The 15,241-nt window shown below is 49.5% G+C and carries 15 protein-coding genes and 1 riboswitch; of the genes, 3 read left to right on the forward strand and 12 right to left on the reverse strand.

Features of this window, described 5'->3' with window-relative positions; genetic code table 11:
* Positions 1–154 precede the first annotated feature (154 nt).
* The 5 genes from ACKPCD_RS10655 to dapD all read right to left on the reverse strand — a co-directional run bounded on the left by ACKPCD_RS10655 (position 155) and on the right by dapD (position 4,507).
* Positions 155–1,102, reverse strand: a complete 948-nt coding sequence (locus ACKPCD_RS10655) for an aldo/keto reductase (RefSeq protein WP_321433178.1) — start codon at positions 1,100–1,102, stop codon at positions 155–157.
* Between the two features lie 39 nt (positions 1,103–1,141).
* Positions 1,142–1,672, reverse strand: coding sequence for a DUF2179 domain-containing protein (locus ACKPCD_RS10660; protein WP_321434562.1), 531 nt, complete (start codon positions 1,670–1,672; stop codon positions 1,142–1,144).
* Between the two features lie 34 nt (positions 1,673–1,706).
* Positions 1,707–2,225 carry a hypothetical protein gene (locus tag ACKPCD_RS10665; RefSeq protein ID WP_086988167.1) on the reverse strand — a complete coding sequence of 173 codons (519 nt, stop codon included), beginning with the start codon at positions 2,223–2,225 and terminating at the stop codon, positions 1,707–1,709.
* 394 nt (positions 2,226–2,619) lie between these two features.
* Complete coding sequence (locus ACKPCD_RS10670) at positions 2,620–3,762, reverse strand: M20 metallopeptidase family protein (protein WP_321434563.1); 1,143 nt, start codon at positions 3,760–3,762, stop codon at positions 2,620–2,622.
* 31 nt (positions 3,763–3,793) lie between these two features.
* Positions 3,794–4,507 (reverse strand): 2,3,4,5-tetrahydropyridine-2,6-dicarboxylate N-acetyltransferase, encoded by a 714-nt coding sequence (gene dapD, locus ACKPCD_RS10675; protein ID WP_068561102.1) that lies wholly within the window; start codon positions 4,505–4,507, stop codon positions 3,794–3,796.
* 159 nt (positions 4,508–4,666) lie between these two features.
* Positions 4,667–4,812, reverse strand: a riboswitch (Lysine riboswitch).
* 345 nt (positions 4,813–5,157) lie between these two features.
* On the opposite strand from dapD, the gene ACKPCD_RS10680 reads away from it, so the two are divergent.
* Positions 5,158–6,324: an aminotransferase class I/II-fold pyridoxal phosphate-dependent enzyme gene (locus ACKPCD_RS10680; RefSeq protein ID WP_321433179.1), complete on the forward strand. Its 1,167-nt coding sequence runs from the start codon at positions 5,158–5,160 to the stop codon at positions 6,322–6,324.
* Between the two features lie 326 nt (positions 6,325–6,650).
* Here the strand turns inward: ACKPCD_RS10680 and scfB are convergent, their stop codons facing one another.
* The 5 genes from scfB to ACKPCD_RS10705 form a co-directional block, all read right to left on the reverse strand.
* Positions 6,651–8,081 (reverse strand): thioether cross-link-forming SCIFF peptide maturase, encoded by a 1,431-nt coding sequence (gene scfB, locus ACKPCD_RS10685; protein ID WP_321433180.1) that lies wholly within the window; start codon positions 8,079–8,081, stop codon positions 6,651–6,653.
* Between the two features lie 41 nt (positions 8,082–8,122).
* On the reverse strand, positions 8,123–8,278 hold the full coding sequence (scfA, locus tag ACKPCD_RS10690; protein ID WP_086988169.1) for a six-cysteine ranthipeptide SCIFF: 156 nt from the start codon (positions 8,276–8,278) through the stop codon (positions 8,123–8,125).
* Positions 8,279–8,422: 144 nt separating this feature from the next.
* The gene (locus tag ACKPCD_RS10695) at positions 8,423–9,922 is read right to left on the reverse strand and encodes an aminotransferase class I/II-fold pyridoxal phosphate-dependent enzyme (RefSeq protein WP_321433181.1); all 1,500 of its coding nucleotides are present in this window, start codon (positions 9,920–9,922) and stop codon (positions 8,423–8,425) included.
* A gap of 121 nt (positions 9,923–10,043) precedes the next feature.
* Entirely contained in the window at positions 10,044–10,610 is a 567-nt protein-coding gene (locus ACKPCD_RS10700; protein ID WP_177187516.1) for an NADPH-dependent FMN reductase, read from the reverse strand.
* Between the two features lie 100 nt (positions 10,611–10,710).
* Complete coding sequence (locus ACKPCD_RS10705; protein WP_321433182.1) at positions 10,711–11,562, reverse strand: SMP-30/gluconolactonase/LRE family protein; 852 nt, start codon at positions 11,560–11,562, stop codon at positions 10,711–10,713.
* A gap of 203 nt (positions 11,563–11,765) precedes the next feature.
* On the opposite strand from ACKPCD_RS10705, the gene ACKPCD_RS10710 reads away from it, so the two are divergent.
* Both ACKPCD_RS10710 and ACKPCD_RS10715 read left to right on the forward strand, forming a co-directional pair.
* Positions 11,766–12,770: an ornithine cyclodeaminase family protein gene (locus ACKPCD_RS10710; protein WP_321433183.1), complete on the forward strand. Its 1,005-nt coding sequence runs from the start codon at positions 11,766–11,768 to the stop codon at positions 12,768–12,770.
* Between the two features lie 27 nt (positions 12,771–12,797).
* On the forward strand, positions 12,798–13,400 hold the full coding sequence (locus ACKPCD_RS10715; protein WP_321433184.1) for a hypothetical protein: 603 nt from the start codon (positions 12,798–12,800) through the stop codon (positions 13,398–13,400).
* Positions 13,401–13,576: 176 nt separating this feature from the next.
* Here ACKPCD_RS10715 and ACKPCD_RS10720 read toward each other — a convergent pair whose 3' ends face one another.
* Both ACKPCD_RS10720 and ACKPCD_RS10725 read right to left on the reverse strand, forming a co-directional pair.
* Complete coding sequence (locus ACKPCD_RS10720; RefSeq protein ID WP_068561097.1) at positions 13,577–13,777, reverse strand: cold-shock protein; 201 nt, start codon at positions 13,775–13,777, stop codon at positions 13,577–13,579.
* 237 nt (positions 13,778–14,014) lie between these two features.
* Positions 14,015–15,223 carry an MFS transporter gene (locus tag ACKPCD_RS10725; RefSeq protein WP_086988175.1) on the reverse strand — a complete coding sequence of 403 codons (1,209 nt, stop codon included), beginning with the start codon at positions 15,221–15,223 and terminating at the stop codon, positions 14,015–14,017.
* Positions 15,224–15,241 lie beyond the last annotated feature (18 nt).

The raw sequence follows: 15,241 nt of genomic DNA on the forward strand, positions 1-15,241 counted from the left end.
TTTGTTCTGTAGTGTGCACATTCCGCAAGTCGCATCCATTCTCATTCTCCCCCTTTTGTTTGTTAGATTATGATGTAATTCTATGCCTGATACTAATGAATGTCAAATGCTTTTTTCATCATTTTGTAATGTAAGCTTTTTGATGAACAGAAAATCACTTCGGCAAGCGGTATGATGCCGGGAAAGCCTGCTGGATCAAAGCAATGTCCGCTGCATCCAGACGGACTTCAGCGGCTTCGAGATTCTCAAGCACTTGCTGCCGGTTGCGCGCGCCAGGAATGACGGCGTCGACGACGTCTTTGGTCAAATAATAGGCCAGAACGATATTCTGCAGACCAGTGTGGTGCTTCACAGCAAGCGGCCGAATCAGGTCCACGCGTTTCAGGATATCCAGATAAGTATCCCCTTGGAACTGCGGACGCTGCTGTTGTTTCTCCGACAGGACCGAAGTTTCCGTATACTTGCCGGCCAATAGCCCGGATGCGAACGGGAAGTACGGGATAAAAGAGATGCCCTGTTCGCGGCAGTAAGGTAACAGCTTCTCTTCAGCCGACTGGTTCAGGAGGTTGTATTCATCCTGGACAACGTCGATATAGCCGTTGGCATTGCCTTCCTTCAGCTGCTCCAGATTGAAATTGGAGACGCCGATGGCACGGATCTTTCCTTGCTCCTTCAGTCGCTGCAGCGCGCCAACAGCTTCGGCTTTGGGTGTCGCTTCATCCGGAAAATGGATGTAGTAAAGATCGATATGATCGGTCTGCAGACGTCTCAGACTGTTTTCGACCTGCTCCGTCAGAAAACCCGGATTGTTGTTCAGGACCATTCCCGCTTCAGTCACCTCGTGTGCACCTTTTGTAGCGATGAACACGTTATTGCGCAGGTTGTGTTCCTTCAATGTCTTGCCGATGATCGTTTCGGAAGTGCCCATTCCATACATAAACGCCGTGTCGATGAAGTTAAGTCCTTTATCGATCGCGCTCAAAAGCACGTCACCGCCGTATTCGGTGTTCGTTTCCGGATCGGCTGCGGCGATTTTGTTCGCACCCAGCCCGATCGGATGGATCAGCAGGTCGGTTCTTCCCAATTTCACAAGTTCTGTCATGTCGTTTCCCCTTTCCTTATCCATTCATTTATTCATTCATTATTTGCCGAGGTGGACGCGCTTGGACCAGAAACCTCCATGGATGTATTTGGGATCGTATGATACCATGAAAGCTTTCGGATCGATTTCCAACACTTTATTTTGCAGGTGGCGTTCGGCCTTACGCGTCAGCAGGATTTCGAGCACAAGGCGCTCGCCGTCTCTTCCGTTGGCTCGGTAGCTGGAAACCCCGTAGCCGAGATCGCGCAGTTGATTCGGCATCGTACTGCCTACATCTTGTGTCATGACCGTAATCATCGTATAACCGAGTGCGAGCCAATCCTCGATTTTAATGCCGATACCGATGCCGGCGCCATAGCCGAGTGCATAGGCCGCCAGGTTGAGCGGATTGTCCAGGCTGTTCATGACCATCGACAGACCCAATACATAAATGACGATCTCCACCATGCTCAAGAGCGGAGCCAAGATGCGGTACCCTTTCATTGTCAGCATGAAGCGGATCGTATTCAGCGTCACATAACTCAAATTGATTGCAAATATTCTTGCCAATAATCCTAAATCGAAAATCATCATCACTCCTTATTATTCTCTACCGTTCGACCCATCAGTATTGTGCAGGATGGCGGACGTATTCGCCGGTGACGATATCCATTTCCAACAATTCCCCGGTTTCGCCGTTATAGCGGTAAAAACCGACGGAACTGGACACTTCGGCCCCATTTTCGCGGACGTTGATGGTGACTTCATTCCCCTCGACTGATTCGACAATGAACAAGTACACTTCGCTTTCGACATAACCTGTCAATTGCGTGATTGTCTGTTTTGCTTCAGTGATCAGCGTAGCCTGCTCAGCGGTTTGGTCAGTGCCAACGCTGGTTGCGGAATCTGCAGTAAGGCTGCTTGCCGATGGTGTTTGAGTCTGGACACTCTCGGATTTTTCCGAAATGCTGGCTCTGGAAGCTGCTTGATCGCTCGCTTCGCTGGCTGCTTGTGTATCGGATTGAACTTGTGAGCTGCTTGTCGCCTTCTCGGTAGCTGATGTATCTGTTGCTGGATTTTGGCAAGCGACAAGCAGCCACGCGGTTGATCCTAAAAGAAATGCGGATAATCTCTTCTTTTGCATAATTCCCCTTCTTTCATACAGTATATGTTTCTATTGTACCTTTTTTGCGGAGAAATTGCTTTTGCGATCCATCAACTTAATCGAACCTTTACAATTTTATTGGATGTGGCGCAATATTGCAGCAGTTCATCAGGGCGGAAAGATAGTGTTGCCGTCCGGAACTCCGGTGAAGAACGCCTTCATCGTAGGACGGCGATGCAAGCTGACCGGTAATACCGGCCACTCCTCCGAGGAGGCTTATGCTAGTCGGAGGAGCACGTCTGAATGCGGTCCTGTCCTCCGGCGACCCCCCCTCGCCGGAGGACGGCAATCATCATCCGCCTCGAAAGCAAAAAGCACCCCAGTGAGGGTGCTTTTTGGTCTTATTATGTGTTCGGTGATTTGCTGTTGGCTTTCAGCCCTTCAGCCCTTCCTTTTCCAGGATCAGGTCGTAACATGCGATCCCTTTCAGCAACACCTTCTCATCGAAGTTGAAGCGGCTGCTGTGGAGCGGATGCGTCCAACCCATGTCGGGACGGCCGGTACCGAGCAGGATGAAGGCGCCGCGGATGCTTTCTTGGTAGAAAGCGAAGTCCTCGGCCAGCATCAATGGTTTGACGACCTCGTAGGCATCGACCGGCAAAGCGTCCATCAAGGTGCCGATCATGTCCGCATCGTTTGTGACTTCCGGATAGAAATCGCGGATATCCAACGTGCAGATGACACCGCTCAAACGCTCGATGCCGGCACAGATGTCGGCAAGGCGTTCCTTGATGGAAGCATAGACCGCCTTGTCGTAACTCCGGATCGTCCCTGTCAATTCAGCCTTTCCGGCCACGATATTGCGGGCTTCCCCGGCATGCAGCGTACCGATGTTCACGACAGCTGGTTGCAGCGGATCGAGATCGCGGGCCAGAATGTTCTGGACCGAAAGCAGGATCTGCGCGGCGGCAATCAAGGCATCCTTGCCGAAGTGCGGCTGCCCGGCATGCGAGCTGACGCCTTCAAGCGTGATGTCGAATTCACCGTTGCGCGCCATCAATGGACCCTTGGCCAAGCCGAGAATACCTTCCGGCAGGCTCGGATACAGGTGGTAACCGTAGATTTTTTCGACCTGCAACTCCTGCAGGATACCAGAATCCATGATCCATTTCGCACCGCCTGGCCCTTCCTCAGCGGGCTGGAAGACCAAAACGACTGATTTTTCCAGCATCGGCAGGGACTTCAGGTATTTCGCGAAACCCAACAACAGGGCCATATGCCCATCGTGTCCGCACGCATGCATTTTTCCAGGGTGAAGGGAAGCGAAATCCGCTCCAGTTTCCTCGGTTACCTCAAGGGCATCCATGTCCGCACGGAAAGCAACCGCTGCCGGGGACTTACCCTCCAGAACTGCTACCCAGCCCGTTTCGGCGGTGCTGATCGGTTCATAACCGAACGCCACCAGCTTCTGGCGGACGTATTCCGAAGTCAGCGGCAGATCGAAACCGATCTCCGGAATCTGATGGAGTTCCCTTCGGATCATTTTCACCGTATCGTATAATTCTGCAATCTGCATGCTGTTCACCTGGTCCCTCCGCGTGTAGTTATTAGTCTCTTAAGTCAGCCAACAATTGAGTTTTTTCGCTTGTCTTTTCGTCCTTCATCTTCACGATTTTTGCAGGGGATCCCGCAACTACCGCGTTAGCCGGTACGTCTTCCAATACGATCGCGCCTGCTGCGACAACAGCGCCTTCGCCGATGTGCACGCCTTCGATGATGACAGCGTTCGCGCCGACCAAAACACCGTCTTCGATGATGACTGGTGATTTCGATGGTGGCTCAAGAACACCTGCAACCACTGCGCCTGCTCCGATGTGGCAGTTTTTGCCGATCGTGCCGCGTGCGCCGACTACTGCGCCCATGTCGATCATTGTGCCTTCGCCGATGACGGCGCCGATGTTGATGACAGCCCCCATCATGATCACAGCGCTCTTGCCGATTGTTACATGATCACGGATGAATGAGCCAGGCTCGATGCGTGCATCGATTTTGGTAGTGTCCAACAGCGGAATCGCAGAATTGCGTCTGTCGTATTCCATGACTTGATCCTTGATCTTGTCTTTGTTTGCTTCCAAGAAAGGATAAATCGCTGAAGCGTCTCCGAAGACTGTGTAGCTGTCTCCGCTTCCGAAGAATTTCAAGCCTTCGTAGGCAGGATTTTCAAAATCCCCCTTGATGTAAAGTTTTATAGGTGTTTGCTTTTCGGCAGCTTTGATGTAAGCAGCGATTTCATAAGCATCTGTCAATAATAGTTCGCTCATTTTATGTTTCCTCCCGATCATTTTTTTCTGTTCCAACATGCCCATTATAGCATGCCAGCCTATTTTTGCCCTATGCGGCGGACGACCGTTTGTTCCTGAAATGCAAAAAAAATAGCGGTAAGCGAGTGCTTACGGCTACGGAGACCTGCATTCGCCCAACCAAGCTAAAGCGCAATCCTTTGTCATCGGGCAACGACAATGGAACAGCCCCACATTTGTTCAACCTGGGTCCAGCATTCGCATGCTTCGGCGACCGTCCCTTTCCCTTGCGGTACTCTTGACCAGCCGCGACCTCTTTTCGCTTGGCGATTCATTTATTTTTCTAATCGTACACTTATCCGGCAATCCTGTCAACCGCTCTGGCACAGAAGCTTCTTTCCGCTTGTCCTTTGCGTGTTTTTGAGGTAATTGTTTGGATACGAACGGGGCTCCGGATCGGAAAGTGCCGGGAAGGATCGGCCGCCCCTATGTGAAAACGCTCATTAAACTCGCGAATTTCTAATTTTCAGCCCGGAGGATACAAATTTGCATAGAAATACGCCTGCAATCGTGTTATGTTATTTTCATGAGTTTGGACGTCAGCAGTCGGTTGGCGCATGTTCGGCTATACATTAGATCAAGGATATTTCATCCGGAGGAGATAATAAATTATGAGTAGAGAAACGAATCGTTTTGTCAAGCAACTGAAAGGATCGCCCATCCGTAACTTTGACGCCGCCATCAGTGATGTGAAGGACCTGATCCGTTTCACGATGGGAGAACCTGATTTCGATACGCCGGATTTCATCAAGGCTGCCGCCACAGAGGCTTTGAACCAGAATCAAACGCACTATGCCCCTTCTGCCGGTGTTCTCGAGACCCGCAAGGAAATCGCAAAATTCATGGAGCGGAAATACGGCTTGCACTACAACCCGGAGACCGACATCGTCCTGACGGTCGGCGCAACGGAAGCGATTACTGCCTCGATGTTCGCGCTGATGAACCCGGGCGATAAGGTGATCATCCAATCGCCTGCTTTTCCGCAGTATGAATACGTTACGCATTTGGCGGGCGGGCACAGCGTCAAGATCGACACTTCGGAGACCGGCTTCCTGATCACACCGGAGGACCTGACGACTACGTTGGATGCGAATCCGGAAACGAAGATGATCGTGCTGACCTATCCCAACAATCCGACCGGCGCGACTTACACAAAAGAAGAAGTCGAAGCATTGGCCGCGGTCATCAGGAAATATGATGTTTTCGTGCTAAGCGATGAGATCTACAGCGAACTGACCTACGACGGTGGTCATACATCCATTGCCGAGTTTATCCCTGAGCAGTCGATCGTGATCAATGGCACTTCGAAAAGCTATGCGATGACCGGCTGGCGCGTCGGCTTTGTCGCTGCCAAAGCAGACTTGATCCGCGAAATTTTGAAATATCACCAAAGTCTGGTCACATGCGGTTCCACGCCTGCACAAATGGCGGCTGGCGTGGCCTTCCGCGACGGCGATGAAGTGACAGCCACGATGAAAGCCGCCTACCGCAAACGCCGGGACATCCTGTTGGAAGGTCTGACTGCTGCTGGTCTGAAGATGAACAATCCGGATGGTGCCTTCTACCTGTTCCCGCGCATTCCCGAGCAATACGGCGACGATGATTGGAACTTCTGCATCGACCTCGCGCGTAAAGCCGGCGTCGGCGTCATCCCTGGATCGGCTTTCGGCGAATCAGGAGTCGGCTATTTCCGCATGAGCTACGCCGCCAGCGATGAGAATGTCATCGAAGGCTGCCGAAGGATCGTTGCCTTCCTGGAAGAATTGAACAAGAAATAAGGGAATAAATGTTGAACCGCACCGCACAATCGGGCGATTGTGCGGTTTTTTTCTGTTGACTTTTCAGCCGGGGATACGGCTAACATTTTCGCTTTTTCGTATTTTTGCTTTTTGCTCCGGCGAGAGCCGGTCTCGCCGGAGGTCCGGCTAACATATCAGTTGTTTCCTCCGGTTAGGGTGGCTTCCCCGGATGTAGTGGCGGTATTTTAATTTATTCTCCGGCTAAAGTCTCCTTCGCCGGAAGAGCAGTCACACCGCCCTCCTCCGCACCAAAAAGAAGTGCGCGCCGGATTAACAGCCGGCGCACACTTCTTTACTTCATTCAATTACTCGGCAGCCATCGCTTCGGCTTCCATCTCGCGGATCGATTCCGCGACCTTCACCATCATCGAGCATTCCACGCGTTTGCGGAACAGGTCGCAACTGAATTCATAATTGCCTTTCAGTGAACCTGTTGCATGCAGGGAGTTTGCAGGACAACCGCCGCTGCAATACAATTTTGCCCAGCAATCTTGGCACTCCGGTTTGGAATAGCAGTTGACTTCCTTGAATTGGCTTTGCAGTTCCGGTTTGGTCACGCCATCCCAGATGTTGCCCAGGCTGAATTCTTCATCGCCGACGAACTGGTGGCAAGGGAACAATTCGCCCCAAGGTGTGACAGCCATATATTCCGTTCCTGATCCGCAGCCGGAGATACGTTTCTGGATGCACGGGCCTTCGGAAAGGTCCAGCATATAGTGGTAAAAAGTGAAATCATTGCCCTCTTCGCCGCGCTTCAGCATTTCCTCCGCCAGGATTTCATACTGTCTGTACAGTGCCGGAAGATGTTTCTCCGTCAAAGCGTAAGGTTCTGAAGGATCACAGATGACCGGTTCCATCGACAGTTTGTCGAATCCAAGATTAGCGACGTGGAAAATATCGTTTGTGAAATCGACATTATTGCCGGTGTAAGTGCCGCGGACGTAGTATTCCTTGTCGCCGCGCCCTTCCACGAATTTCTGGAATTTCGGCAAGATGTAGTCGTAGCTGCCTTTTCCGTTAACAGTACGGCGCAGACGGTCATGGATTTCCTTGCGCCCGTCCAAGCTCAATACGACGTTGTACATTTCTTTATTCAGGAATTCATTGATTTCGTCGTTCAACAGCATGCCGTTCGTTGTGAAAGTGAAACGGAAAGTCTTCCCGGACTCCTCTTCCTTACTGCGCGCATATTCGACGATCTGCTTCACGACGCGCCAAGCCATCAACGGCTCACCGCCGAAGAAGTCGACGTCCAAGTTACGGTGGAATCCGGAATTCTCAAGCAGGAAATCGATTGCTTGCTTGCCGACTTCGAATTTCATGATCGCCCGGTCGCCGTTGTACTTGCCTTGGCTCGCGAAACAGTAATCGCAGGTCAGGTTACACGTGTGCGCCACGTTCAGGCACAGAGCCTTCACGAAGGTTTGGCGGTTCTTCAAGTCGACGGAAAGGTTTTGGTACATGTCTTCCGTGAACAATTCTCCGTTGGCCTTTAATTCTTCAACATCCGACAGCGTATCACGGATTTCTTGTTCGTTGATTTCAGGGTCGTTCGCATATTGTTCCAACATCATCGTGACGATTTCTTCGATTGGCGTTGCTTCATAGAGTGCGATGATGTCGAAGGCAAGATCATCCACGACATGCACAGCACCGCTGTAGGTATCCATTACGATATTATATCCATTCAGTTTATATTGATGAATCATTTCGGTTTCAAACTCCTTTTTGTCCATAAAATTGCCGCCTAACTGAAATCAGTCAGGCGGACTCTTTTTTACTTCGCTGCTTGTTTAGGGTTCACACAGCTCTGATTAGCGATTCCGCAAGAAGTTTTGCATGCGGATTGGCAAGATGTTTGGCATGCGCCGCAGCCGCCGTGTTTGGCAGTATCCTTCAGGTTGCGGGTGCTTAATGTTACGATTCGTTTCATAACGACATCTCCTCTGAAATAGGTTAAGGAAGCATATTGCTTGACAGAAAAACGCTCCCTTTGTGATTAATTTTACCAACAAATTGTTAGCCCGTCAATCTACCGTCCTATCAGCATAGTGACCGTTTTTATCGCTATCGTGATTCATCCAATAACTATCAAAATGCAAGTTAGTGAGCAAGGCTTTCGTGATGCATAATTTGGATAATTTTCCGGAAGCCCATCAGCATCGCTGTAGACCTTTGTTCCCTTTTCCAAAAGCGTATGGACTTGGCGGATAAACCCATTGCTGATCCGTTCCCCAGGCACCAGCAAAGGAATTCCGGGCGGATAAGCCCAGACGTATTCGGCTGCCATTTGCCCTATCGCGTTTTCAATCGGGCAATCTACTTTTTCCGATTCCAAGGCCTGCCAGATTTCGCATTGCTTATCGGGTAAGGAGAATAGCAACGTTCCGTTGTACAGAGTGTGCTCGCCAGACTTAGAGTCGAGCGTGCCGTCGATGGCCAATAGCGCATCGGCCAAAGCATCCATAGCGACGTCAGTATCGCAGACGCTGGTCATCGCCAACGCATGATCGCCGAAAACCATCTCCATTTCAATATGGTATTCGCTCCGTAACATTTCGGAAAGTTTCTGTCCGGTCAATCCGGTTCCTTGCGTCGAAATCAAAATTTTGCCTTTGTCGAAGGCGAAAAAGGTTGGGTGCAGCGCCGGCCTATCGTTCCCGTGGCAAAGCACCTTGAGATGCTGTAGCTGTTCCATTTTTTCCGAGAAGCCGGCTAACCTTTGATTGTAGTTTTCGAATAGCTGCTCTCCCTCGTCCCGCAGCAAGCGGAAACAGCGGTCGATCGAAGCCATCAATACATAGGACGGTGAACTGCTTTCGAAGATGGCGAGTTGCCGTGCCACTTCTTCCGGTCTGATCAGGTCGCCAGTAAGATGGGCCAAAGACGTCATGGTCAACGATGGCAACGTCTTATGCAGACTCTGAATTACGATGTCAGCGCCCAGTGCGGTCGCGCTGGACGGAAAATGTTCCGAGTGATTGAAATGCGAGCCGTGCGCCTCATCGACCAACAATGGGATGCCGTATGCATGGCAGATTTCCGCAATCGCCGCGATATCACTGACAACGCCTTCGTACGTCGGCGAAGTCAATACGACCAACTGCGTATCCGGATGCGTTTTTAGCGTATCTGCGATGCTCGCAGTCGCAATACCACCATAGATTCCAAACGCTTCGTCCATCTCAGGCATCAGATAGACGGCTTCCAATCCAAAAAGCTCGATCGCATGGTAGACTGACTTGTGGCAATTCCGGGCGATGGCAATCTTGCCACCGCGTTTCATCGCGGCGCGGATTCCCGCCAAGATTCCGCAGGTACTGCCGTTCACGAGGTAGAATGAGCGCTCGGTGCCGTAGAAGTCTGCGATTTCTTCCATATATTCATTGAGGATGCCGCTCGCGCCGTGCAGATTGTCGAATCCGTCTATTTCCGTGATGTCGATGTTGTAAGGAAGATCTGTGCCGAGCAGCGCGGTGTTCCGCTTATGCCCCGGCATGTGCATCGGAATGCTGTTGGATGCCGCATGTGCTTTCAGTCTGTCCGACAAAGAAGGTTTATTTGTATGTTTATCCATTTGTTTTTCCTTTTCTGGGTGATAGTTGTCTGCCTTCATTATAGCAGAGGAAAAAAGAACCGAGACAAACAAAATACCCATCCTCACGCTTTTTCGTGAGGACGGGTATTTCCAGCGTTTACTATTTCGGTTGTTCTGTGCTTTCGATCAATTGGACAAAAGCATCCACAATTGATTGGAAATATTCTTTCGTCGTTTCTTCCTTAACGGAACCGTCTTCGTTCAACAATTTGTGGACATTTCCGATATAGGCTTCCGGCTGCTGCAAAGGCACCATATTAAGGAAAACAAGCACTTGCCTTAAGTGATGATTTGCACCGAATGCCCCTAGCGCACCCGGGGATTGGCTGATGACCGCGACCGGCTTACCGTCCCAAAGGTTGGCACCATAAGGCCGCGAACCGACATCCAAGGCATTCTTCAAAGCCGCCGGATAGGAACGATTGTATTCAGGGGTCACAAGCACAAAGGCATCATAGCTTTTGATTTCTTCACGGAACGGGGTGTATGCATCAGGAAGCATGCCCGCCACATCGTCGAAATCCTGATTATACAAAGGTAAATGGCCAATTTCCATCAACTCAGTTTCATACCCGTCCGGGAACAGTTCCGCAAACGCCAAGGCTACTTTTTTGCTGTAGGCCTCTTCGCGCAGACTGCCAACCAAGAATCCGATCTTCTTCACCATAAAAATCATCGCCTCTCTTATTTTTGAATTGCTTCACACTCTTATTATAGTGAAACAAAATTACCTTTTCCAATGATTTGATTTACCAGAGAAGCCTCTTCTAAGACAACTTCACGCGGAACAATCCGCCAGCCAACGGCTCTTGCGTTTCGCCATCCTTTGCGGTCGTTATATACAGATACTCCAAATTTTCCCCACCCAGACAGCAGGACGTCACATTCTTAACCGGCATCCGGATTTCCTCAAGCTTTCCGCCGCTCTCCGGGTCCCACCTGCAGACTTTTTCGCCGCCGTATTGCGCCACCCAGATCATACCTTCCAGGTCCACACACATGCCGTCCGGATTGCTACCATCAGTAATTTCAATCACATATTTTTCAAATATCGCTTCACCTGTTTCAGGATCATAAGCATAGCTGCCCACTTTTTTGGTCGGCGTGTCAATGAAATACAGCGTCTTTCCATCCGGTGACCAGCCCATCCCGTTGGCTAAAGTGAGGCCATCCAAAACTGTTCGGACCGTACCGTCCTTTTCGATGGCGTATAAAGCGGCTTCCCCTTCATAGGTATCGTCATAGCCCATCGTCCCGACAAGCAGACGGCCTTTCGGGTCCAGCTTCCCGTCGTTGTAGCGCATCCGTTCATCGTCGTGTGCCTTTGCCACTAGTTGCTTTTCTTTCGTCCGCGGATCGATCCGGAAAATACCGCTTTTTTCAGCCTCCAGAATCATGCCCTTCTGATCGAGAACGGCGCATCCGACTGGCCCCTCAGTTAAGTAGGTCCCCACCTCCCCAGTTTCAGGATCGATGGCGTAGATCATGTTGTCTTCGATGGAAACACAATAAATCAGATTGTTCTGCGCATCCCAGTGCGGTCCTTCCAACAATGTCGATCCAGCATAGAAAACCAGTTCCGGTTTTCTCACCTTATCCTTTTCGGATTTCTTTTCCATATTTCTTCACCTCATATTCCTGTGTCATGCTTACACACAGTATATACCAATAAAAAATGCTTTCCAATTGATATGATTTTATGGATAGTTTTTGACATCCGGTGCTTGCGATTTTTTGTTCCGCTCCGAAAAATGCTATACTTTATGTGACTGTCCAAATGGAAAGATACTTTTGTACACATCTCGTTTAAAGGAGAATGGCCATGGAAGAACGCAATACGCTTTTGATCAATCAGAGCACCATCAAGGAATTATTGGATATTGCAGATTTCAACAATCTCGTGCATCAGACTTTCCAAGGACTCGGCGACGGTACGGTCATCAACCCGACAAAATTGACGCTGGATCTGGGCGAAACTGGCGGTTATCCGCCTTACGAAGGATTCATGAACGCAATGCCGGCCTACATCGGCTCGCAGGATATCGCCGGCTTGAAATGGGTCGGCGGATTTTTAGGCGAACGCAAAACTGCCGGACTGCCTTATATCACAGGGATGATTTTGCTGATCAATCCGCATCTCGGTACTTTCACCGCTGCACTTGAAGGCGCTTATATCACCAATATGCGCACCGGAGCCCAGACCGCAAACGCATTGCGGTATTTGCTTAAGAAACCGACCGTCACGATCGGCCTTTACGGAGCAGGGATGCAAGCGAGCACCAACATCCGGGCAATCGCGGATCTGTTCGACATCACCGAATTGACCGTCTGGAACCACAGACGCAGCACCGCGGAAGCATTTGCCGAAAATATGCAGGAACACGTCAAAGGCGCCATCCGGGTCGTCGATGATCCCCAAGAAGCCAGTCAGGCTGAGGTCCTCATCACCGTCACGTCAGCGCAGACTCCCCTCATCAAAGCAGAGTGGATCAAACAAGGCACCATCATTTTTCCGTTGGGATCTTTCCAGGAAATCGAGGATGAACTCATCCTGAAGGCGGACAAGATCATCGTTGACCATGTGGACCAAGCTCTCCATCGCGGTGCTTTAAAAAAACTGACAGGTGAAGGACAATTATCCGAAAATAATATTTTTGCTACGTTGGGCGAATTAGCGGTCGGAAAGAAAGATGCCGACGACCTTTCACAGGGCATCACCCTCTGCATCCCGATCGGCACCGGAGCGATGGATGTTGCGATCGCCGGAGAAGTTTACCGAAGAGCACTCGAAAAAGGAATGGGTTACGCCTTTGATTTTGAAGCATAAAAACAGGAACGAGTAGGAGGGATTTTTATGAATACCAACAACATCGAAAAACAAAACAGCCACTTGAACTTGCAGGGTCAAGCGGTGCAGGATATTTTCTTGCTCTATCAGGATTATCCGGAAGTGCCTTACATCTCCGAAAAACGCGACAAGGAAGGTTGGCTCAATGCCGTCCGGATCGGGTCAGAACAGCTTGTCCCAAAACGCAATATAATCCGTTTTGAAGAAGATATCCTACCTGGACACTTGATCTTGTTGTGGCGCATTCAGTTTGGCACCTTCACGAACGAGAGCGTTTATCCGAAATATTTCGAATACAATTACGGTATCAATGGCCGTCAAGCTTTGGATGAAGTGATCGAAAAAGGCTATGCGGTGGAACAGTCAGCGACCGATTCGCTGGACCACCTGAACGCAGCCGGCCTGAAAGCCATCCTGAAACACTACGCAGTAACCGGGTATTCTAAGATGAAGAAGCCGGAATTGATGAAGCTCGCTAAACAGGAATTGAGCGAAGATCAGCTCGCCTCCCAATTCCCACTGAGGGGCTACCGCATCACTCCGGCAGGCGAAGCGATCCTGGCAAAATATCCGGAAGTCGTCGACCGCCATCCCAAGAAGAAATACTGAAAAAAATAGCAAAAGCCTCAGGAATCCGAAGCAGCATCGGATTCCTGAGGCTTATTTATCTATATTTCGATCCACTTCTCCAGTGAAGAAGTGTTTCCTCGGAGGAAGATTGATCCATTTGATGCCAAAAAAAGAACCTAATCCGAAGACTAGGTTCCTATAAGTTTAATTTTGAATTAAGCTTTGTTTACGTTTGTTGCTTGAGGTCCACGGTTACCTTCTTCTACGCTGAAAGTTACTGCTTGGCCTTCTTCTAAAGATTTGAAACCTTCAGATTGGATAGCTGAGAAATGTACGAATACATCGTCTCCGCTTTCGCGTTCGATGAAGCCAAAACCTTTGTCTGCGTTAAACCATTTTACTGTACCTTGTTCCATAATTGAAAATCCTCCTCGTGCTGTTGCACTTTATCATACATTGTTGCTAACGCTACGGATCGGAATTTTCGTAATGCAATTCTTTTCTCTAACCCAACAAAATGTTAAATTCATTGTATCATGCTTTATTCAATAATGCAAATCGAAATGGCAAACAATCTGAAAAACGACAACTTTATTGATAAAAGCCACAACTGACAGGCTGTTTCTCTATTTTTTTCGTGAATCCACTTCCAGTCAAATCTCTTTTGCTTCTTCAGCTCTCTTTTCTGATTTTATTTCCTCCAAGATATAGCTACCGGCAAAGCCCAGCAAGAATAAAATAGCTACGATGACGGCGCTCATACCGGCAAAAATCCCGAATGCATCGGATAAAGCCCCTGTGACCATCGGCATGATGATGGAACCCAAACCACCAATGACCAACAAAGTGCCCAAAGCCATGGGATAGGTCTGCAAGGTTTTCCCGACAGCGGCGATGATCGTCGGATAAATGCCGGCCATCGAGAAACCTACACCAAAAATCGCAAATGTTATCAAACGGACATTTGTTGTGGACAGCAGCAACAAATAGAAAACTGTCGTCCCGGAACAAGTCAACAGCAAAAGGGTTCCCTTCTTAAAGAAGTCACCGTAGAAGGCTGTAAGCAGTCTGCCGGCCAGCATCGCCACCCAAAGGAGCGAAGCCAGGACTTGCGCGTATTCCGTCGTCATCAGATTTGAATCCACAAAATATTTGACCATCCACCCGTTGATGCACGCTTCCGCACACAGATAAAAGAAGAGAATGCCTGCCCCGACCCAAAAGCTTTTCAATTTCAAAAAAGTATAGGAGGTCGCATTCTTATTTTTCACCGCACTATCGCTGAGTTTCATTCTCGAAAAAAGGACCATAGACACGAGGGCCAAGACAATGATAATGCCCGCAGCAACCTTCCAGCCCGAAAGTCCGAACAATCGCGTTGAAAAAATGACCAAAAAAGGTGCGCTCAATGCCCCTACTGCGAAGATACTGTGCAAAAAACTCAGGGCAGCAGGACTGCTGTCCGACACCTCGTTGACTACACTATTGTTGAAATTGGAGATACTTCCCCGGCTGATGCCGGTAAACAGGAAGCCCAATATCAACAGGACTGGATTTCCGGTCATTATCATGATGGCAAAGCCCACCACGACGAAACTGCACAGAAAGATGATTGCTTTTTTTCTGCCTAGATATACAGGAAGAATCCCCGCCAGAAATCCGGCAGTGAGATTCCCAAGTGAATGGGCGGACAGTAACGTACCACTTACGGTATTGCTTAGGCCATACTCATCACTTATCAACGGTAGCATTGAGCCCAAAATCATTCCGTATAAGCCATTCACCGCAAATACAAAGAAGCAACAAAGCAAGATGTACCTCTCTTGTTTGTCCAATCTGGAATAAAATGTTTCTTTTGCCAATCCTCAAACACACTCCTC

This window comes from Trichococcus flocculiformis, assembly GCF_963662535.1.
Taxonomy (GTDB): domain Bacteria; phylum Bacillota; class Bacilli; order Lactobacillales; family Aerococcaceae; genus Trichococcus; species Trichococcus flocculiformis.

What these genes read in the sequence shown, in the direction of transcription:
- ACKPCD_RS10655 (WP_321433178.1), bottom strand. Translation starts at nt 1,102, where the DNA reads ATGACAGAACTTGTGAAATTGGGAAGAACCGACCTGCTGATCCATCCG.
- ACKPCD_RS10660 (WP_321434562.1), bottom strand. Translation starts at nt 1,672, where the DNA reads ATGATTTTCGATTTAGGATTATTGGCAAGAATATTTGCAATCAATTTG.
- ACKPCD_RS10665 (WP_086988167.1), bottom strand. Translation starts at nt 2,225, where the DNA reads ATGCAAAAGAAGAGATTATCCGCATTTCTTTTAGGATCAACCGCGTGG.
- ACKPCD_RS10670 (WP_321434563.1), bottom strand. Translation starts at nt 3,762, where the DNA reads ATGCAGATTGCAGAATTATACGATACGGTGAAAATGATCCGAAGGGAA.
- dapD (WP_068561102.1), bottom strand. Translation starts at nt 4,507, where the DNA reads ATGAGCGAACTATTATTGACAGATGCTTATGAAATCGCTGCTTACATC.
- ACKPCD_RS10680 (WP_321433179.1), top strand. Translation starts at nt 5,158, where the DNA reads ATGAGTAGAGAAACGAATCGTTTTGTCAAGCAACTGAAAGGATCGCCC.
- scfB (WP_321433180.1), bottom strand. Translation starts at nt 8,081, where the DNA reads ATGGACAAAAAGGAGTTTGAAACCGAAATGATTCATCAATATAAACTG.
- scfA (WP_086988169.1), bottom strand. Translation starts at nt 8,278, where the DNA reads ATGAAACGAATCGTAACATTAAGCACCCGCAACCTGAAGGATACTGCC.
- ACKPCD_RS10695 (WP_321433181.1), bottom strand. Translation starts at nt 9,922, where the DNA reads ATGGATAAACATACAAATAAACCTTCTTTGTCGGACAGACTGAAAGCA.
- ACKPCD_RS10700 (WP_177187516.1), bottom strand. Translation starts at nt 10,610, where the DNA reads ATGGTGAAGAAGATCGGATTCTTGGTTGGCAGTCTGCGCGAAGAGGCC.
- ACKPCD_RS10705 (WP_321433182.1), bottom strand. Translation starts at nt 11,562, where the DNA reads ATGGAAAAGAAATCCGAAAAGGATAAGGTGAGAAAACCGGAACTGGTT.
- ACKPCD_RS10710 (WP_321433183.1), top strand. Translation starts at nt 11,766, where the DNA reads ATGGAAGAACGCAATACGCTTTTGATCAATCAGAGCACCATCAAGGAA.
- ACKPCD_RS10715 (WP_321433184.1), top strand. Translation starts at nt 12,798, where the DNA reads ATGAATACCAACAACATCGAAAAACAAAACAGCCACTTGAACTTGCAG.
- ACKPCD_RS10720 (WP_068561097.1), bottom strand. Translation starts at nt 13,777, where the DNA reads ATGGAACAAGGTACAGTAAAATGGTTTAACGCAGACAAAGGTTTTGGC.